Annotated in this window: 17 protein-coding genes; 9 read left to right on the top strand and 8 right to left on the bottom strand. The window is 37.3% G+C overall.

Annotated features, from left to right (window positions below; genetic code table 11):
* Positions 1–587 precede the first annotated feature (587 nt).
* Together ACQKNS_RS22880 and ACQKNS_RS22875 are read right to left on the bottom strand one after the other, a co-directional pair.
* Positions 588–1118, bottom strand: a complete 531-nt coding sequence (locus tag ACQKNS_RS22880; RefSeq protein ID WP_427645558.1) for a PadR family transcriptional regulator — start codon at positions 1116–1118, stop codon at positions 588–590.
* 46 nt (positions 1119–1164) lie between these two features.
* Positions 1165–2346: a YhgE/Pip domain-containing protein gene (locus ACQKNS_RS22875; protein ID WP_427645557.1), complete on the bottom strand. Its 1182-nt coding sequence runs from the start codon at positions 2344–2346 to the stop codon at positions 1165–1167.
* Positions 2347–2758: 412 nt separating this feature from the next.
* Between ACQKNS_RS22875 and ACQKNS_RS22870 the strand changes: the two genes are divergently transcribed.
* Together ACQKNS_RS22870 and ACQKNS_RS22865 are read left to right on the top strand one after the other, a co-directional pair.
* The gene (locus ACQKNS_RS22870; protein ID WP_427645556.1) at positions 2759–3199 is read left to right on the top strand and encodes a cell wall hydrolase; all 441 of its coding nucleotides are present in this window, start codon (positions 2759–2761) and stop codon (positions 3197–3199) included.
* A gap of 146 nt (positions 3200–3345) precedes the next feature.
* On the top strand, positions 3346–3519 hold the full coding sequence (locus ACQKNS_RS22865) for a hypothetical protein (protein ID WP_427645555.1): 174 nt from the start codon (positions 3346–3348) through the stop codon (positions 3517–3519).
* Between the two features lie 143 nt (positions 3520–3662).
* On the opposite strand, the gene ACQKNS_RS22860 is transcribed toward ACQKNS_RS22865, so the two are convergent.
* Positions 3663–4025, bottom strand: a complete 363-nt coding sequence (locus tag ACQKNS_RS22860) for a hypothetical protein (RefSeq protein WP_427645554.1) — start codon at positions 4023–4025, stop codon at positions 3663–3665.
* Positions 4026–4406: 381 nt separating this feature from the next.
* Between ACQKNS_RS22860 and ACQKNS_RS22855 the strand changes: the two genes are divergently transcribed.
* The 6 genes from ACQKNS_RS22855 (at position 4407) to ACQKNS_RS22830 (ending at position 10947) form a co-directional block, all read left to right on the top strand.
* Positions 4407–5498: a GerAB/ArcD/ProY family transporter gene (locus tag ACQKNS_RS22855; protein ID WP_427645552.1), complete on the top strand. Its 1092-nt coding sequence runs from the start codon at positions 4407–4409 to the stop codon at positions 5496–5498.
* Between the two features lie 301 nt (positions 5499–5799).
* Positions 5800–6633: an SAM-dependent methyltransferase gene (locus ACQKNS_RS22850; RefSeq protein WP_427645551.1), complete on the top strand. Its 834-nt coding sequence runs from the start codon at positions 5800–5802 to the stop codon at positions 6631–6633.
* 154 nt (positions 6634–6787) lie between these two features.
* Positions 6788–7648 carry a transporter substrate-binding domain-containing protein gene (locus tag ACQKNS_RS22845; RefSeq protein ID WP_427645550.1) on the top strand — a complete coding sequence of 287 codons (861 nt, stop codon included), beginning with the start codon at positions 6788–6790 and terminating at the stop codon, positions 7646–7648.
* Between the two features lie 37 nt (positions 7649–7685).
* Positions 7686–8372: a hypothetical protein gene (locus tag ACQKNS_RS22840; RefSeq protein WP_427645549.1), complete on the top strand. Its 687-nt coding sequence runs from the start codon at positions 7686–7688 to the stop codon at positions 8370–8372.
* 260 nt (positions 8373–8632) lie between these two features.
* Complete coding sequence (locus ACQKNS_RS22835; protein WP_427645548.1) at positions 8633–9190, top strand: DinB family protein; 558 nt, start codon at positions 8633–8635, stop codon at positions 9188–9190.
* Between the two features lie 551 nt (positions 9191–9741).
* Positions 9742–10947 carry an MFS transporter gene (locus tag ACQKNS_RS22830; RefSeq protein WP_427645547.1) on the top strand — a complete coding sequence of 402 codons (1206 nt, stop codon included), beginning with the start codon at positions 9742–9744 and terminating at the stop codon, positions 10945–10947.
* A gap of 312 nt (positions 10948–11259) precedes the next feature.
* Here the strand turns inward: ACQKNS_RS22830 and ACQKNS_RS22825 are convergent, their stop codons facing one another.
* The 4 genes from ACQKNS_RS22825 to ACQKNS_RS22810 form a co-directional block, all read right to left on the bottom strand.
* Positions 11260–12477: a Ger(x)C family spore germination protein gene (locus tag ACQKNS_RS22825; protein ID WP_427645546.1), complete on the bottom strand. Its 1218-nt coding sequence runs from the start codon at positions 12475–12477 to the stop codon at positions 11260–11262.
* Positions 12478–13000: 523 nt separating this feature from the next.
* Entirely contained in the window at positions 13001–14323 is a 1323-nt protein-coding gene (locus ACQKNS_RS22820) for a CitMHS family transporter (protein WP_427645545.1), read from the bottom strand.
* A 340-nt stretch (positions 14324–14663) separates the two neighbouring features.
* Complete coding sequence (locus ACQKNS_RS22815) at positions 14664–15791, bottom strand: AbrB family transcriptional regulator (RefSeq protein ID WP_427645543.1); 1128 nt, start codon at positions 15789–15791, stop codon at positions 14664–14666.
* A gap of 26 nt (positions 15792–15817) precedes the next feature.
* Positions 15818–16699 carry a LysR family transcriptional regulator gene (locus ACQKNS_RS22810; protein ID WP_427645542.1) on the bottom strand — a complete coding sequence of 294 codons (882 nt, stop codon included), beginning with the start codon at positions 16697–16699 and terminating at the stop codon, positions 15818–15820.
* A gap of 263 nt (positions 16700–16962) precedes the next feature.
* Between ACQKNS_RS22810 and tcuA the strand changes: the two genes are divergently transcribed.
* Complete coding sequence (tcuA, locus tag ACQKNS_RS22805; RefSeq protein ID WP_427645541.1) at positions 16963–18474, top strand: FAD-dependent tricarballylate dehydrogenase TcuA; 1512 nt, start codon at positions 16963–16965, stop codon at positions 18472–18474.
* A 331-nt stretch (positions 18475–18805) separates the two neighbouring features.
* On the opposite strand, the gene ACQKNS_RS22800 is transcribed toward tcuA, so the two are convergent.
* Positions 18806–18952 carry a hypothetical protein gene (locus tag ACQKNS_RS22800; RefSeq protein WP_427645540.1) on the bottom strand — a complete coding sequence of 49 codons (147 nt, stop codon included), beginning with the start codon at positions 18950–18952 and terminating at the stop codon, positions 18806–18808.
* Positions 18953–18960: the final 8 nt, after the last annotated feature.

Below are 18960 nucleotides of genomic sequence, written 5' to 3'. Positions count from 1 at the left end.
CGTTCATCAATTCATACTCTAAAAACTAATAGGAATGCATTACTTGCCCATACAGAGCAAGTTCGTCTACAGTTTTTAAAGGGTTGTAAAATATGTGTCGTTGATTTCCGCTCCAGGCACTCGCGTTCCGCGGGCGGTCCGGGAGCCTCCTCGGCGCCTATGCGCCTGCGGGGTCTCCCTTGGACACGCTTCTCCCGCAGGAGTCTCGTACCTTACGTTCCAATCCAACTGTACTAGATTACCCTACATGGTTTTTTACAGTAATCCTTAATGGATGGAAGAAATTTTGCGACACTCCTGCCGAAAAAACTGGCTAGCCGAGACCCCACAGACGCTTGCGTCGAGGAGGCTTGGCAGACAGTCGGCGGAAAGGGAGTGGATTTCTGAAATCAATTTGAATTTGTCTGCAGTTTGACTTGCTTATACCAATCATGTTTTTTTAAGGAAAAATAAAAGCTATGGGAATATAAGTTTTCACATAGCTTTATCTATTATTTTTGGTTATGTGATTGGGCTAATTTTTCTACATTCGTTGTAGTACCGCCATCTGGACGTAATCTTGTTTTGGAATGCCTGCAAAATGTAAACTACAATTCCTTTGACTTGATCCTTTTAATTAACTCTTCAAACCAATATATTGTGTGATCTGTTCTGGTCGAAAAATAGCCATCCAAAAATTCACGAATATTCTCGTTGCCTTTAGGTTCTGGCTCGAAATTCCCAAGCTGTTCCCAAAAAACCTTGATGGACTTTACTTTTTTTTCTAATATATCTACTACTTTATCCCGATCCACATATTTGATGTTGGCTAAACAAACAATCATATCCTTGATTTCATGCGCACTTTCAAATAATTTATAGATCTTTTTGGGAAGTTCTTCGCGACCCTTATCCGTAATCGCAAATACTTGTTTATCAGGCCGATGTTCTTCTTTTATCACTTCAACTGGTTCGACTAAACCTTGTTTTACCAATGATTCGAAATGGTAGTACAGTTTACTTTCCGTTAACCCGCCTAGGCGATCCAATGGAATGGGTTCTGAAAGCTGCTTTTTTAATTTATAAGGATAGTTTTTATCCTCCATCAGCTTGCTCAATATAAAAATTTGGATGGACATTTTCTACGCTCCTTTAAGAAGTACTATCTCCTTATTGTAGCAAAACTTAAGCTGTGATTTCAGCCGCTTTCTTTTCACCTTCTGTTTCAGAAACCTGGCCTGGCATCGGTTTTTGAATAAACGCTACAATGGCCATGTTAATGACCATCGCAACAATGCCAACCGCAGCCATTGACCAAATGTACGGACTTGGACTGATGCTGCCATATAGGTTTGCAAAGTACGCTTGCACCGAGTAGTACATCGGGGAAATGTGGCTCATCCATTCATATGGTAAATGCATCATATCACGTGAGATGGTGGCACCATTTGCGATTGTTTGCATTAATAAGATTGGTAAGTTTAAAATCATGCCGCCTTCACCCAATAAGAAGATTAAAATCGCGGTGAAATTAAAACATACCATATAGTTTAAAATTTGTTGACCCACTATACCGAAGAATAGGTCACCGCTTGGCTTGTCAATTAAATAGGCTACACCTACAGCAATGAGTGATGAAGCCACTGCGATCAATATTGCAGTCAATTGCACATACATGAATAAACGTGTTTTACTGGCTTTTCCGCGGCTTGCTCTAAATGCGCCCACTATTTGCATCGCCCCGATCATCGCCCCGACATAACCGGCCATTGTCAAGAACATTGGCAGCATATTGTTATTCATGCCATCTGGTATTTCGTTGATTGTAACCACATTTCCCACATAGGATTTCTCAATCTTTTCCGCCAATTCCGCGGCTTGCTTTTCCGGTACATTAAAGTTCATCAAAACGCCCTGGGCCGTTTGTTGTGAGAATTGTGTGCTTAACTGATTGTTAATTTCAGTTACGACAGAATTCATGGTAGAAGAAACGGCTGTTGCCCCTGCCTCATTTATTGTAAAGTCAATGCTTGATGACGCTTCACCTTTTTGCATATTCGCAGAGAAGTTTTTCGGGATGTGTACGACTAATGCTAAATCATTTTTCTCTAAATCTTTTAAGGCTTGTTTATTCGTTATATCCGTCTTGATTTCTTTAAAGGGTAAATTTTCTTCTAACTGATCGGCAATCATCGCCCCATTTTCCCCTGCATCATCATTGATGATGGCGATCGGTAATTTATCGACGTTTCCTGGAATGGCTGTATAACCTGGCAAGAAGATGCCGAGCATGGCAATTGCATAGAAAATCCCCATAAAGATTGCCGCTGATGCACCTCTTGTTTTTAAGAATGCAGTAAATTTCATATGTTGGATCCATCCTTTTGATTTAAGTATATTACTTCATTTTGAGTACTCTAATTAGAGTAGTTTAAATTAAGTACTTTGAATTTTATTTTATTTTTTTCAAAAAGTCAATTGAAAAATTCTATGTATACAAAAAAACTCCCAACAAAAATCTTCTCGTTGTTGGGAGCAACTGAATCAAAAGGGAAATTGTTGAAAGAACAGCGAGACAATGCCGATCCACCTAAAATGACTATAAAATGTACGGCTTGCCGTTCGTTCCTATCCGAAGGGGCAATTTTCCTGTGATTAAGCTGTCCTTAAGTTTTTGTCTTGTTTAAAAACGGGAAGCCGTAAAAGCTAAACATTCTTATTTTATGAGCCATGGCATTAATGCAGGCTTTTTTTCATACGATATTTTTGGGGTGAAAAAATGGCAAGAGTAAGTTACCGAAGTTCGGACGTTGACTTAATGGCAAGGATGATGAGAGCAGAAGCCGAAGGTGAAGGACTGCAAGGAATGTTGTATGTTGGAAATGTAATTGTTAATCGTCTTAAAGCAAATTGTTTGGACTTTAAAGATCTAAGAACCATTCCACAAGTCATTTTTCAAATCCAAGGAGGAAATTATTCTTTTGAAGCTGTTCAAAAAGGGAATGTATTTTATCAAAGAGCGAGAACGGCTGAAAAAAGATTAGCAAAACAGAATTTGGAATATTGGAGACAACACCCAGGGAAATATGCCCTTTGGTACTTCAATCCATATGCGCCATGCCCTCCAACATGGTACGATCAACCTTTTGCTGGTCAATTTAAAAATCATTGTTATTATGAACCCAAACCTGGAACATGTGAAAGTGTTTATATCGGTTAGTATGTCTGGTGGCGGGCTATTATTTCATTTCAAGGAGCTGATCAGCAGCTCCTTTTTTTATGCAACACACGGTTACTTCCACAAGGAATTGTTGATTTAATGGTAAAATAAAGGGAAATAATGACATGTTGTTTGGGGGATTTTTAGTGAAGGAAATTATATTTTTTGTTGTTGGGTTATTCATTCTCTATATAGTTATTGAAAAAGCAGTAAGAAAGGGAATTAACAATTCAAATATTGGTCAAATTCTTGAAAAAAAGTATGGAGTTATAGAAGATAAAAGGTCTTTCCTTGATGAAGACTTAGATAATGATAAATAAAACGGCTTGGAGGTTGCTGCTGCAGCCTTTTTTAATTCATATAAAACTGTAGCTAGTTAGTTATGAACGCTTTTTTTAGAACAAATTCAAAAAGAGAACAATGATCTTCCGTAAACAGGCCGCCAGTTCGTTGAACAGTACACTTATTCAGCATCTTTCCTAGGGCGACGAAATTCGGTGTAGTACACCTTCCGTTCTTCTGGTTCGGATTCAATATTTTCAATGAAAGCTGTTTTGGTTTCCTCCAATAACAAGCCCTTTAATTTCCGAAGCTTTATTGGTCCCACTCCTGGCAGCTTATCAGATATATGCACTTCGAAATCCCCTTGCCGTTTATAGAAGCGAATGCTGCCAAGCCCGATTTTTTCCACTTCCCCCAAGGTATATGCAAATTCAAATCGTTGCTGAATGAATGAAGATACCTCGGGCAGCCCTAAATCTTCATAGAGGGGAGGAAATTCATGAGAAACGGGAGGTTCTTTGAATGATATTGAAGAGATCTTCAAATGGATCCTCCTCCTTTGGTGGAATAAAGACAGACATACGTTGCTTATATTATTGTGCTAGGGGCTCATTTTTTAAACATCGTCAATTAAGCCAAAGCCAATTTATTATTCTTTAATATAAATATTGAAAACTTTTAGACCTTCAAAATACGGAAGCACATCTAAGATTTTTAGATAGAAGAAAAGGGTGAAGATTTTAGAAAGGTAGCCTTCCTTTTCTCGTTGTTGTAGTTGTTGAAATCCTAAGAATTCCAGAGCATTTGTGAGATTGGGTTTAGTTTATTCGGATTGTACTTACCGTTTATCCTTTTGAATAAATTACTCTTGTTAAAGCCAGATTATTAACATAGGAAATACGAGTGATATAAATGAGGGTACGTTATGAACCAAGCTGGTGTGAATGAAAAGTATAAGGTATCGCCATTCTATGTGTTTTTTTTACTTCATTCCATGCAAACTGGATTAGGTGTGTTAAATTTTCAAAGAGATTTAGCTAAGGCGACGGGGACGGATGGCTGGATCTCCATACTCCTAGCCGGACTGATTGTTCATATATTTATTTGGCTTATATATAAGATTTTCAGTATTGTTCCCGGTGATATCATTTCTGCTAATAATCATGCTTGGGGTAAATGGGTTGGGAATTTCTTTAGTTTCTTATTCATTCTGTACTTTTTCGCCCTTGGAATGACGATCATAATCGGCTATATAAATGTCATTCATGTTTGGATGTTTGAAGAGATACCTTCCTGGGCATTTGCTTTGGTTTTCCTGATTTTGATTTATTACATCATTACGGGAGGGTTCCGAACCATAACGGGTATCGCCTTTTTAACTGTATTCGTTTCATACTGGCTTTTATTTGTACCATTATATGGTTTTAAATACGCGGATTTCACCAGTTTTCTTCCTATTTTCGATCATTCGTTAAGCGAAATAATGAAAGGAACCAAAAGTACATCATTATCCATGCTTGGTTTTGAAATGATGTTGATGTATTATCCGTTCATCAAAAATGCTGAAACCACACAAAAATATGCTCATGGAGGAAATTTGGCTACTACGTTATTGCTCCTATTACTTTATTTTGTTTCGACAGTCTTTTATTCACAGAAACAGTTGGTCCTTACCCTTTGGCCAACACTCTCATTGACAAGTGTCATTGAATTGCCCTTTATTCAACGGTTCGAATACATAACTGTTTCTTGGTGGGCCATCGTCATCATTCCCAACATGGTCATTCCTTTGTGGGCTGCCAGCAGGGGAATCAAGCGCTTATTCAACGTCCAGCAAAAGTATCCCTTATGGGTAATATTCGTGATCATACTACTCGTCAATATATTCTTTTTCGATGTCGAGTCCTTATTTATATTAAATAAATTGATCAATCCATACAGCGTGTCCTTCCTTGTTTTATACTTGCCTCTTCTTTTGGTTGTACTAAGCATAAGAAAGCGGAGGAACCATTTATGATCAAAATTGTACTAATGTAAACAGGAGTTGCTTTGGCAGCTCTTTTTCTTATGGAGCAAACAGGGCAGTTCAGTTCAATAACTGGATAACGTCTATTTAAAGTATAATATTGGTAGAATATCGTAACAGGAACTGAGGAGTCCGCCTCAGCAATCTAGTAAACCACCCGTTAGTTGAATGGAAATAACGAACATCTCAACTTTGGCTAAACCATTTCCGCAGTTGGCTAATATGGACTTGATGATATCTATTTGGTCCTTTTTCATTGTTGATGAACCAATGCACAATAAATGTGGGGTGAATGATAAACGTGAAGTCATTTCAACTAAACGAAAAAACAATGTCTTTTTTATCGAAATATCAATTATTTGAGGATGATTTGATACAACAAGTTCAGTTGCAGCACCGGTTGGAATTAGTAAGAGCATTTGGGGTTCAAAAAGGAATGCGTGTATTAGAAATAGGCTGCGGGCAGGGGGATACAACCGTTGCATTAGCCGACGCAGCAGGAGAAAACGGATGTGTTGTCGCAATAGATATTGCTAGTCCCGATTACGGGGCGCCGTTAACTTTAGGTCAAGCAACTGAGCGTATTAAGAAATCTCCATTAGGGGAACGTATTGACTTCCATTTTGAAATGGATTTTGATTTTTTTGAATCAACCATACCATTTGATGTGGCGGTATTATCGCATTGTTCATGGTACTTCAAGCAACCGGAAGATTTATTGAATTACTTTAAAAAAATTCGTGGGTTGGCAAAACATATATGTTTTGCAGAATGGGACCTCGATTTTACCTGCATGACGCAACGTTCCCATTTTTGTGCGGTTTCCATTCTGGCATTGTATTCAAACTTCGTAAAGAATGAAGGGAATATCCAAAACTTGTTTCATAAAACTCAAATTCACCAGCTACTCCAGCAAGCAAATTTTGAAGTGGTAAAACAATGTACAGTCGATGCAACCTCATTACAAGACGGTCAATGGGAAAAAAGTTATGCAAATAGTATCCGTGCAGAATTTATTAAAGCTCCTCCCATGATGCAACCGTTGATAACCAGTTATTATGAATTGATGAACACTTCAAATGGAAATGAGCATTCATTAAATAGTTTCATTGTTTGTGCAAAGTAATAAGTTTTTCATGGGTGGTTCATATCAACTGCCACGCTAATTTAACCGAAATATAAAAAGTGTTTGTTTTTTGAAGGGGATTCATTTATTTTGTTGTATTTTTAATAATTGGTAGATTAATTAGAAATATAGAAAAAAATGGAGGTAAAATCACATGTTCAAAAATTGGAAAAAAACACTTATGGCTGGAGTGATCAGCTTATCCTTGCTAGGTACAGGGTACGTCGGTCACAATCTGATCTCCTCGCAAAACGTCTCGGCTGAACCAGCATCAGAAAAGGCCCCAGGGCATTTGAAAAAAGCCGAGGCTTCCCAGCTTGATGAAATAATCGAACGCGGATACATTCGGGTAGGAATGACCGGCGACTACAAACCTTTTACCTATTTGAATCCGGAAACAAATGAGTATGAAGGCTTTGACGTGGACGCTGCCAAAGAACTCGGCAAAGACCTTGGTGTGAAGGTGAAATTTGTCGCCACCACATGGCCAGCGATGATGAAAGACCTGGAAGCGGACAAATTCGATATCGCTGTGGGCGGTGTGACTCGCAATACAGCGAGACAAAAAAGCGCTTATGTATCCCAAGGTTACCTTTCATTCGGTAAGGTACCTTTGATTCGCAAGGAAGATAAAGACAAGTATCTAACCATTGAGGATATCAACAAGCCTTCTGTACGCATCGGCGTAAATCCAGGCGGAACAAACGAGGAGTTTGTACGTCAGTATCTTAGCAATGCTAACGTAACGGTTGTAGAAAACAACCTTGATATCCCGCATCTTGTAGCAGAAGGTACATATGACGTCATGATCACTGACACAGTAGAAGCAATGCTGTATGCAAAAGCTGATCCCAAACTGTATGCGGCTCGAACGGACAAACCTTTCACAAACAGTGAAAAAGGTTATATGATCCCGAGGGGTGATTTCATTTATGCAAGCTACTTGGAGATGTGGATGGATGAAATGAAGCTGCAGGGAAAATTTGATGCCCTCTACCAAAAGTGGATGGAATAGAAGATAGATGTAAAAAGATTTTAAGAGGTGATTGAAAATGTCTAATGAAAAGCTATTTACAGCTATTTACATTCCTGAGACACCGTTTGTAAACGGGGTATTAAAGCCAAAAAAGGCAAAGAAATATAATTTTGAATTGTCTACAACCAAAAAAATAGCTGATACTCTATATCACTTCATTCATAAAAAGAATGATAAGCAAATTCACAGTTTTTATATGATTGGAGATTTAGAAGATGAGTTAGGAAGATATTTGTTTGTGGAAAATAATGAATTATATGATGATTTTGTATCGCAGTTTAGGGGTGGCGGTCAAAGGTATTGGGTGAGTGGAATGGACACTTATTTAGACGTTTGCAAACCTGAAGATGCTCTCATTGAATTAAACAAAGCCTATAAAGATAGTTTTTATGAAGAAGATGAACCAATGCCGATGTGCCATATATTTGGACAACGGATGTGGCATGACAACGCGTATCTAATAGCCAATCGTACAGCTTTAATTGAACTAAGGGAAGCGATTGATACTGCCTTGAAATTTGAAGAGACTAGATTGGGTTTATCTCCTTCAGATGGTGAAGGGTATGATTTATTCATCAAATGTGTGGAAGAGGATTTTAAATGGGAAGCGTTAGAAATGCCATACCATGATAGAGAATGTTATGTACCTGATGAAACAGTCAATCTTTCTCCATTTAAAGCTTTAAAAAAATATAAAATTTAGGAGAAGAATGCAACAGGTTGCTATTACTATTGAACTGACGGGTACGTTAGCTAAAGATCGGAGCTGTCTTTAAGGCAGCTTTTTCTTATGGAACTAAAGGGGCAGGTTAGTTGAAGAGTGCTGTTTGACCTTTGTTCAGCAATTGACCATATTCTTGAATGAAATTGAAGGGATTATTTGTAAGTAAGTCGAAGTTAATGTCAGAAGATGTTATTTAGTTTAGCATGGGGACGTACTACTCAACATGAAGGAGTAAGAAAATGATAAAGAAAGTGGGAGATCTATTGGATACAAAAGAGATATTGAAGCGATTCGAACAAGTGGCTACATACTATATTGAAGAGTTAAGTAAATATTCGCTAGATGAGTTTACAAGGAAGCCTTCCGAGGATGAATGGTCATTAGGACAAATGTACAATCATTTAATAAAGAGCACCCTTCAACTTCATTTGAAAGCCATTGAGCAATGTGTTAATGGCACTAATTCCGATGATGGTAAAAAAACAGAAATAGGCGAATCGATTTTCAAAGAAGGAACGTTTCCTCCCATCAGGTTAAAAGGTCCAAATACACCGGATTTCACACCGCCAAATCCTACAGGAAAAGAAGAAGTAAAGGAAGGCCTGCTTCAAATCATTGAGAAAATGCAAGAGATAGAGGGAGAGCTCTCCGACATTCCGGCCAGCCAGAAAGTTCAGCACCGGAGAATGGGATATTTAAATGCAGAAGAATATTTTCAGCTAATCGAAATGCATTTCCGGCACCACTTACGGCAAAAAGAACGTATCGATCAGTTTCTTTTAAAAGTAAGTAAGTAATCTTTATTGTTGAAGCAGTTAATGATCGTCGGAATATCAGCAGGAGCCCCAGTTGAGGGAGTTTAAAGAGCTGAGAGGGTGCCATTCAAGTTAAACCAATAAGCAGTTCACAACGAAGGGTGATTATGAAACTGATGAATGACGAATAGAATTGATCCGTTAAAGAGCGCTTTAATGGAGTAACGAAAAAAGCCCGATTTCTCCATTTTAATGCTGAGAAATTGGGCTTTTTAGTATCGAAATTTCCTTAACGTCATAATCCGCATTTTCCTGACACCTACCCCGTATAGAACTGACGGGTGCGTTAGCTGAAGATCGGAGCTGTCTTTAAGACAGCTTTTTCTTATGGAACGATCGGGTCAGGATAGTTGAAGAAGAAATGATAATAGTGGTGTTATTGGTTGAATATATAGAATGATATAAGAAATTTTATTGCATCTGTACTGATATCCAATGGTATGATTTATCATGGGTGATATGTAATATTCTACCAATTATAAATGTGCTCAGATGCAATTTGAAGGTATTTCTATAAGAAAAAAGGTGAGTAAATGACAAGTTGGAAAAATCCCATTCTTTTAATATCAGGAATAGGGGTTTCATATTTAGGGAATTGGATTTACTTAATTGCACTTAATATTTCGATATTAAACTTAACTGGCTCTGCAACAGCAGTTGCGGGTCTCTATATTATAAGGCCTATTGCCGTATTAATCACTAATACGTGGTCTGGGAGTGTCATTGATCGTGTTAATAAACGAAGATTAATGATTTCTATTGATATTATAAGAGGTGTCTTAATATTTGTGATTCCTTTCATATCATCATTATGGACGATATATACAGTCCTTTTATTGATTAATATAGTCGGTTCATTCTTTGGTCCAAGTTCATCCGTTTATATAACAAAGCTGGTACCTCCTGTAAATCGAAAACGATTTAATTCGATAATGAGTTTGGCCAGTTCCGGTGCATTTTTATTAGGACCAGCCATTTCAGGGGTAATTATTATGTATGCAGGGACAGAAATATGCATAGTAATTAATGCGATTACTTTTATAATTTGCGCATTTTTCATCTATCTACTTCCAGACGTTGATGAAGATTTGGATAATATAAGAGAACCAGTTCGGTGGAAAACTCTCATAAACGACTGGAAAGCTGTCAGGGAATTTATTAAGGGGGCGAAGTTCTTTCTATCCGTTTACTTATTGTTTCAATGTGCAATGCTAATCGGCTTTGCACTGGATTCACAAGAGGTTACTTTTATTAAGCAGCACTTGGTGTTGTCTGATGGTGATTATGGCTTGATTGTAAGTATTACTGGTATTGGTGCGTTGGGAGGAGCTACTGTCGCTGCCGTTGTATCTAAGAAGTTGCAACTAAGGTTATTTATAGGTGCTGGAATGTTACTGACATCAATGGGTTATGTTATGTTTTATGCATCTTTTAACTTTATAACGGCAACATTGTCATTTGTATTTTTAGGCTTCTTTATGGCATTTGCGAATGCAGGATATGCTACCTTTTTTCAGAATAATGTACCAGTAGCAATTATGGGAAGGTTCGGTAGTATGGCAGATATGGTTCAAGGTATAATTCAAATTGGATTGACACTGCTCTTAGGGTTAACAATAGAATGGTTTTCATTACAAGTTGTTTGTATTATTTTTTCTCTCATCGGAGCAATTCTTGCAACTGTCCTTTTCATTACAATATTTATTCCTTCAAAGGCTGGGTATTTTGAAGAAAAATAATGACTGGTTAAAAAGACAATAGTTAAAATATCATAAAGAACTAAAGGGTGCGATGCCTAAAAACTTTGCATCACCCCCTTTTCATATGTTTTAGATTGCGAATTTAAATTAATCATGACGTAGATTGCTTTAATACGTACTGTTTTCAATCGTACTTAATATATATTCCATAAATCCGTCCAACTTCCTAAATTGACGGGGGGAAAACTCCGTGTCTATATTGCCTTCTTCAGGTGTTGGAGGGGGACAATTGTCCAATCAAGGTTACTTTTTCGTGTAATTTCATCTTATTTTTATTTTCTAGATACGTTTTCACTCCTTTGCAGATCCTGATGTTCCATAATTGTTAATCGTTAATTTTACATGGTAGTTGACCGGGATTTCACTGAATGTTTGGTCCCAATCCTTTTTGACCTTCTTCCATAATGCGGGATTATCAATTCTCAATTGATTTCCGAAGCCAGCAACGTCCACTTTGTATTCTTTTTGCATTTTTTCTACTGCATTCCTCACCAAGCGGCCCACTTCTTTTTCAGAGGATGTTTCTGCTTTTTTTAGAAATTCACTATTAAAGGTATTTCCCGGAACCACCCAAGTCTCAGATAGCCTTCCCTCTGATTCAATGTTTACATCAAAAGAGATGTTGTTTCCATTAACTCGAGGTTTAATTCTGCTTTTCATGGATTCTATCTCATATACAATCTGCTGACCGGTCACTTTATCATAGCTTTTCACTACACCGCCTTTTCCCTTGCCTGTTATCCACGTTACGCCTTCCAGTTCTTCCTCATTCAAAACACCGGTCATTTTGTGGGTCTTTCCATCGATCACGGCGGCTCCTGCTAATTTGACCTGCCCATTCACTGATAATACTTTTTGCAACAGAAAACTAGATCCTGAATGGAGCATGCTCTGTACTTTAATTTGCGGCATAGGAGGCAAAATCCTCGTTGTTCGATAGGCATTTTCTATAATATCAACCAGGCGAAACGATGGAATCTCTCCTGCTGTCTTTGTTTCAAGTGTCTCGCTTGCTTTTCCTTTACTAATGAGTACAAGACAGCTTGGTCTAATTTCATTGTCACGAAGAACTTGATCAAGTAAATTTCCCAATTTAAACGATTTTGCAAGATCTTCGCCTATGACAATCACTTTCATATGATTACTTGTTATGGGATTTTCAACTTTTAATGAGAGTTCACGAATCATCTGATGGACGGAATCTCCAGTTTCGGAAATATTCATATAAGACTTTTGTTGTGGTCCGGCTTGTTTCGTTGTTGAACTTGCAACTTCTGGAGTGATAAATTGATAGGTTGAAGTAATCAGGTCTTTTTTTGAATAATAGCCTTCCTTTTGTTCATTTAACTCTTTCTCAATTTTGGACTCCTGGCTTTTATCGAATGCCAAACCTATACTTAAACTTTGCTCTTCAATTTCACGAGTGCTCCAACATCCTGTAAGAGATAAGAAAAAGAGAACGGAGAGTGAAACGAAGAGGGGCCGTATATTGATTTGTGATTGTTTCATACTTTCCTCTTTTACTCATGAGATAATAAGCAGGGGTTAGCTGGAGTGAATCGAATAAAAACAATGCGCCATGGCCGACGGAATCTCCAAGTTTTAAAGGGTCATCGATGTTTTTCGGAATCATGACAGTCATATACAAAATCGGAGGTTAACCATGGATACATGTGTGAATGAAAATAATAAATCGACATGATTTATAATGTGTTGTTTCGAAGAATAGTATGCATGAAGTAACCGAACTGAATGTGAAATTAAACGATTTTGGTAATCTTCAAAACCCATTCAAAACAGAAAAGGCAGTCACTTATTTGTCCTAATATTACAAAAAATCCTCTTTCAATAAGAAAATGAAAGAGGATTTTCTTATCCTGAAGAAGTAACAACATAACCGATCTTTATTTAAAAATGGTGAGACCAAGATAGCATTCTAGTTCATAATGAGAGGAAAAATGAATAAAACTTTAGATGCCTTCGCATTTTGATAAAGATCTTTTCGAAACAAGTTATCAAAGACATTTATCATTTACATGAAAGAAATAGCGCCACTAATTATAGCTAATACTGTTAAGATTAACGATGTTAAGATGGCCCATTTGTATGCAAATTTCTGATATTCTCCAAGGTCTTTATCAACCATGCCAACTAATAGAATGGTTGATGCTACAAGTGGACTCATTAAATGAGCGGGTTGGCCCAATATAGATGCCCGAGCAATTTCTAACGGACTGATTCCATAAGCTGAAGCTGCTTCGGCAAGAATAGGGAGAACTCCAAAATAATAGGCGTCATTCGATAAAACGAAAGTGAATGGCATACTTGTAATGCCAACAATGAAAGGAAAAAACTGTCCTAATGAAGCAGGTATTATCGCAACCAGTCCATTAGCGATAGCATCAACCATTTTTGTGCCGGAAAAGATCCCTGCAAATACTCCTGCCGCAAAAACTAATAGGACAACAATTAAGGCGTTTCCAGAATGTGCTAGGATACGTCTTTTTTGCATTTCCAGATCGGGGTAGTTGATCATTAATGCGATAGCGAAACCGACCAAAAATAAAATAGGGGAAGGTACTAATCCCATAATAAGAATGACCATAATCCCTACCACAATTAATAAGTTAACCCACAAAAAGCGAGGACGTTTAATGTCAATATGAGGAAATGTTTCAGTGGCTGCATTTTCTACAGTAGCAGCTATTTCATTTTTTAAATCTTCCATGTGTATTACACCCAGTCGTTTACGTTCTTTTTTTCCTAAAATAAATGCGACGAAAATAACCCAAAGAGCACCGCCGATCATGGTAGGAATTAGTGGAACAAAAAATTCGGTTGCATCAAGTCCCAATACTGCGATTGCTCGTGTAGCAGGTCCGCCCCATGGGGTCATGCCACTCATTACACTTAAAGCTAGCATGGCTACTGTGGCTAAAACCAATGGATTCATGCCGATTCTTTTATAAAGTGGATACATAGCTGAAACAGTAATGATATACGTTGTTGTACCGTCTCCATCCAGGGCGACGAGTAAGGCAAGAATTGTGGTACCCATCGAAATTTTGACAGGATCTCCCTTGACAACCTCTAATAACTTTTTGATAAGTGGGTCAAATAAGCCCGTGTCTATCATAATACCAAAAAACAATATGGCGAATAATAATAGTGCAGCAGAAGGAGCGACTAGCTTAATGCCTTCCATCATCATCGTGCCAATTTTACTTCCGAAGCCACCAATTACTGCAAAAACGATCGGAACTAGAGTTAAAGCGACAATGGGTGATAAACGTTTGGACATAATTAAATAGGTAAAAACGGTAACCATGGAAATTCCTAAAACTGTAAGAAACATTATTAAATCCCCTCCCAACCTTTGAATGCGCTTTCAATTGATTTCTTGATGACTATGAAATAATTAGTGACTTCACAGAAAAACCTAACTGGTAAACAATAGTTTTACACTATGCTTATGTGCTTTTCTTTTTTAAAGGTAATACAGAGATAACAATAAGTTAAATACTAATTTTTTTTGTATTGGTATCAAAATAATTTATCCTTAAAAAAAGAGAGGTGGAAAGCCATTGAAAAGGGATTAAATAACGAAGGGTATTTTGAATTTCATGCTACTTTTTTATTAAAAAAGCAGGTCATCATCTAAATATTGTGGATGATGACCTGCTTTTCTTTATGAATCAGACTTTTTCAGTGTCCTTGAGTAGGGGCCCCTCCTTTTTTCTTGAACTTATTTTTAATACCAATCTTAATAATGGAGGAACTGAGATATAAATAAAAGCCATCCGAAACAGTTGATAGCTGGTAACAGTAGATACATCAGCATTGACTTCTTGGGCAACGATGCCCATTTGATCCATTCCACCAGGTGCTAAACTTAAAAAGCCCGTAATAGCCGCTAAATCATAATACTGGGTAAGTAGAAAACTAAAAAACATTGTTGCGCCAATCAAAATAAGCCCGTTCATCAAAGCCAATAATATGGTTTTCCTTTTGTTATCAAGTTGTTCCGGCTTTAATAGTAACCCGATATAACCGCCGACCATAAATTGAGATATATCAAGTAGTGAAGGTGGAAGTGATGGTCCCTGCAAACCAAAAAGACCTATTGCGGCAGAAACGATTACTGGTCCCAAAAAGTAGGGAGCTGGTAATTTGATTATTTTACCTATTCTTGCTGCGAGAAAGCAAATAAGCGCGAACAGAAAGATAAGTGGAAATAAATCATTCCACTCTGGAATAGCGCTTTTTATTATTCCGGAATAGTCATGGGTATTTTTAGTTGCGAAAATGGGACTGGAAATTAAAAGGGGAACTAAGAAAACAACCATTATCACTCTTGTAACATGGAAAAAGGTTACTGTCGTAATATCAATCTCTTTCATTTCTTCTGCAAAAACCACGATTTGTGACAATCCACCAGGAATACTACTTGTTAAGGAGGTAGGATAATCAATGCCTGAACATTTCGATAAAACAAAAGCCGAACATACACACACAAGGACAATTAGGGCTGTCAGGATCAACATTGAGGGAAGGTGACTGATCATGTCAGAAAGTGAGCTCTTGGTAAAGGAGATGCCAATGGAGTAACCTACAATAATCAATCCTGTATTTCTTATCGACACGGGCCAAATCAATTTAATGTTTTTGAAACGTGATGCAATTAATAGGGCTGCCATTGGACCTAAAAGCCAAGGGATGGGCAACCTCATAAGAGAAAAAAGGCCGCCTCCAATAAAAGCAGTTACAATTGCAACTGAAAATTGGATTGTCTTGCTTGCTTTATTTAACTCCCACTTTTTCATATTAATTCTCTTCCTTTGTATTCATTTTATTTCGTTTCGTCTTGTTTCCTTTGTTTAGAATCATTAAGAAAATCAATAAATGCTTTAACTTGAGCCAATTCCATCGTAACATCCCGATAAAAAATCCAAGTTTCTCTAAGTAAATAGCTATTATCGTTTAAGACAATAGGGAAAGTATAAAGTGGTTCATCATTCTTAATACAGATTTCCGGTAAAATAGCATATCCTAAACCATTAAGAACCAGTTCTTTACATGTTTCAATCCGATCTACCTCCATTGAAATCTTAGGTGGTAACGTAAATGTTTCCTGCCACCAGTTTTCAATAGTAGTTCTTAACGATTGGTCTGTCTGATAATTCACTCTAGGAAGAAAAGGAAGTTCATTTAATTCAATTTTTTTACTGGAGGCAATACAGATCCTTTCTTCTTGAAATAACACTTTATTTTCCTGCCATTTGTAAGGTCCTCTAACTATTCCGAGGTGTGCCTCTTCTTTTTGGAGCATTTGATGGATTTCAGAACTCCATCCAGTTTTCATACTAATTTCAATATCTGGATATAGTGCTAGAAATTCTTTTAATAATGCCGGTAGTTTATATCGGGCGAATAAGCCAGATACACCCAATCGTAAAGTGCCTTTTACTTTTTTATCCAAATTTAAAATATGTTCTTTTGCAGCTTCTAATTCTTTGAGCATATTTTTTGAATATTGAACAAGGTATTCCCCTTCAACTGTAAACTCAACTCCTCTTTTCCCTCTAGAGATTAAATTAGTTTTGAATTCTTTTTCCAGCTGTTTTATACGATAGGATAAAGCTGGCTGTGAAATAAATAGTCGTTGTGCTGCCTTTGTTATATTTCTTTCTTCATAAAGTGTAATTAATATAAGCCAGTCTTTTTCATCCATAAAATTTTCCTCCTTTAACCATAAAAAAAAATTATGGATAAATATAAATAACGATAATTTATTTGATTTCTAAAAGAATAATACAACTAATCCATGAAAAAAATCTATCTTTTTTTATGTTAATCAACAATCTCAATAAGATTTTTAGGATTTATTCATAAACTATTTTTATGTCAATGAATAAAAAAACAATATTTTTTTTATTTTTGTTTTTCACTTATTATTTTTACAAGAGTTATCATTACTTAACAGGAGGGGTAAAAATGCCAAATACACAAAAGTATGATGTAGTTGTAGTAGGGGCAGGGAACGCAGCTTTATGTGCCGCAATCTCAGCAAAAGAGGGCGGCGCTAGAGTTCTTGTGTTAGAACGGGGACCAGTGGAAAAGCGTGGAGGGAACTCTTTCTTCACGGATGGGGCCATTCGTGTTGCATACAATAATTTAGATGCAATCAGAAATATAATACCAGAATTAACAGATGAAGAATACGAGCTAATTGTAATGCCTGAATACACGGAATCCGATTATTACAATGATTTAATGCGAGTAACAGGTGGACAAAGTAATCCTGAATTAGCCAAGCAGTTGGTTTCACAATCGTATGAAACAATTGTTTGGATGCGTAAACATGGAATTAAATTCGAATTAAATTATGAAAATCAATCCTTCGTACAAGATAGCAAGCGTCATTTCTGGGGCGGACTGCCTATCAAAACAGAAGATAAAGGCGTCGGCTTAATGAGACAGCTTTTCGCGCGGACAGAAGAAATTGGCATCGACATTTGGTATGATTCCCGTGCCGTGGAGCTTGTATCGGAGAATAATAGAATAACCGGTGTGGTTGTTGAGATGGAACATACAAGGGTAACAGTTCAGACTTCAAGCGTGATTTTAGCTTGTGGCGGCTTTGAAGCCAATAAGAAAATGAGAAGTGAAAATATTGGTGAAGAATGGGAAGCGGCTATTGTTCGCGGAACCGAGTTCAACACAGGGGACGGCATTTCCATGGCTATGGCAGTGGGGGCTCAAAAATTTGGGCAGTGGTCTGGATGTCATTCTATTGGGACAGATTATAATGCGCCAAAAGTAGGGGACTTCACGAAGCCGGGAGATATTTTTAAAAAGCATTCTTATCCGTACAGCGTCATGCTTAATAATGAAGGGAAACGGTTTGTTGATGAAGGAGCAGATTTGCGAAATTACACCTATGCCAAATACGGCCGTGAGATATTAAAACAGCCTGGACATGTGGCATATCAAATTTATGATGCACAGGTACGACCAATGCTGCGTAAAGAATATGATCTTGAAGAAGCTACTATTTATAAAGCAAATACGCTTGGAGAGTTGGCTAGTTTACTGCCGGTCAATCAAACACAATTTCTTAAAACGATCGAAGAGTATAACAGTGCCGTACAAGATGGCGAATATAGACCCGCAGAGAAAGATGGCAAAGGAACGAAAGGAATTACCCCTCCTAAATCCAACTGGGCACTTCGAATTGAGCAGGGTCCATTTTATGCTTTCCCTGTAACGTGCGGAATCACCTTCTCGTTCGGTGGTTTACATGTAGATGCATCGGGTCATGTATTAGACAAAGAAGAACAACCGATAAAAGGTCTCTTTGCTGCTGGTGAAATGGTTGGGGGGATTTTTTATGAAAACTATCCTGGCGGATCCGGTTTAATGTCTGGAGCAGTCTTTGGAAAATTAGCTGGTTCATCCGCAGCCCACTATGCGCTAGAAAAAGAGGAAACTATCAATAATCACTGAGTCTTTTCCTAGAATAGTTAATTAGATAAGAATGTGTCCAAAAAAGCAATACATGAAACAGAAGAATGAAAAACAGCCAAGGCTTAAAAAAGTTCTTGGCTGTTTGGCACTTCAAAAGTAAAGTTGTTAATCCCTTGATTAAAACTCATCATATAAAGGTCAAACGTAGAAATGTATTATCCATAGCAGCTTTTTAGATGTTGCGATTGTATCCCTTTTAGCATCTGCTTAGAAAGGATCACGCATGAAGTAAGTGCTGAGTTATCAAGTGTTACCCGTTTTCAAAGTTGAAGGGCAATACAGTGGAGTCTGGGTTCTATTGAAAACTCACTTACACAAAACAAGGATCATTGAAATAAATAATTTCAGAAAGGATTTTATTGCCTTTAATATTTTTGAATAGTTCTTTTGCTTCTTTTTCTGTGTCAAATTCAAATATTTTAATATTCTCTTTTAAAAAGACAGTGATGACCCACATTTGAAAAG

This window comes from Peribacillus sp. NPDC094092, from assembly GCF_050279365.1.
Taxonomy (GTDB): Bacteria; Bacillota; Bacilli; order Bacillales; family DSM-1321; genus Peribacillus.
The sequence above is the reverse complement of the archived record's forward strand: the minus strand, read 5'-3'. Positions and strand labels throughout refer to the sequence as shown.

Coding starts and splice junctions, on each gene's coding strand:
- ACQKNS_RS22875 (WP_427645557.1), bottom strand. CDS start 2,346: ATGAAATTTACTGCATTCTTAAAAACAAGAGGTGCATCAGCGGCAATC.
- ACQKNS_RS22825 (WP_427645546.1), bottom strand. CDS start 12,477: ATGAAACAATCACAAATCAATATACGGCCCCTCTTCGTTTCACTCTCC.
- ACQKNS_RS22855 (WP_427645552.1), top strand. CDS start 4,407: ATGAACCAAGCTGGTGTGAATGAAAAGTATAAGGTATCGCCATTCTAT.
- ACQKNS_RS22845 (WP_427645550.1), top strand. CDS start 6,788: ATGTTCAAAAATTGGAAAAAAACACTTATGGCTGGAGTGATCAGCTTA.
- ACQKNS_RS22880 (WP_427645558.1), bottom strand. CDS start 1,118: ATGTCCATCCAAATTTTTATATTGAGCAAGCTGATGGAGGATAAAAAC.
- ACQKNS_RS22820 (WP_427645545.1), bottom strand. CDS start 14,323: ATGTTTCTTACAGTTTTAGGAATTTCCATGGTTACCGTTTTTACCTAT.
- ACQKNS_RS22800 (WP_427645540.1), bottom strand. CDS start 18,952: ATGTGGGTCATCACTGTCTTTTTAAAAGAGAATATTAAAATATTTGAA.
- ACQKNS_RS22870 (WP_427645556.1), top strand. CDS start 2,759: ATGGCAAGAGTAAGTTACCGAAGTTCGGACGTTGACTTAATGGCAAGG.
- ACQKNS_RS22835 (WP_427645548.1), top strand. CDS start 8,633: ATGATAAAGAAAGTGGGAGATCTATTGGATACAAAAGAGATATTGAAG.
- ACQKNS_RS22815 (WP_427645543.1), bottom strand. CDS start 15,791: ATGAAAAAGTGGGAGTTAAATAAAGCAAGCAAGACAATCCAATTTTCA.
- ACQKNS_RS22840 (WP_427645549.1), top strand. CDS start 7,686: ATGTCTAATGAAAAGCTATTTACAGCTATTTACATTCCTGAGACACCG.
- ACQKNS_RS22850 (WP_427645551.1), top strand. CDS start 5,800: ATGATAAACGTGAAGTCATTTCAACTAAACGAAAAAACAATGTCTTTT.
- ACQKNS_RS22810 (WP_427645542.1), bottom strand. CDS start 16,699: ATGGATGAAAAAGACTGGCTTATATTAATTACACTTTATGAAGAAAGA.
- ACQKNS_RS22830 (WP_427645547.1), top strand. CDS start 9,742: ATGACAAGTTGGAAAAATCCCATTCTTTTAATATCAGGAATAGGGGTT.
- tcuA (WP_427645541.1), top strand. CDS start 16,963: ATGCCAAATACACAAAAGTATGATGTAGTTGTAGTAGGGGCAGGGAAC.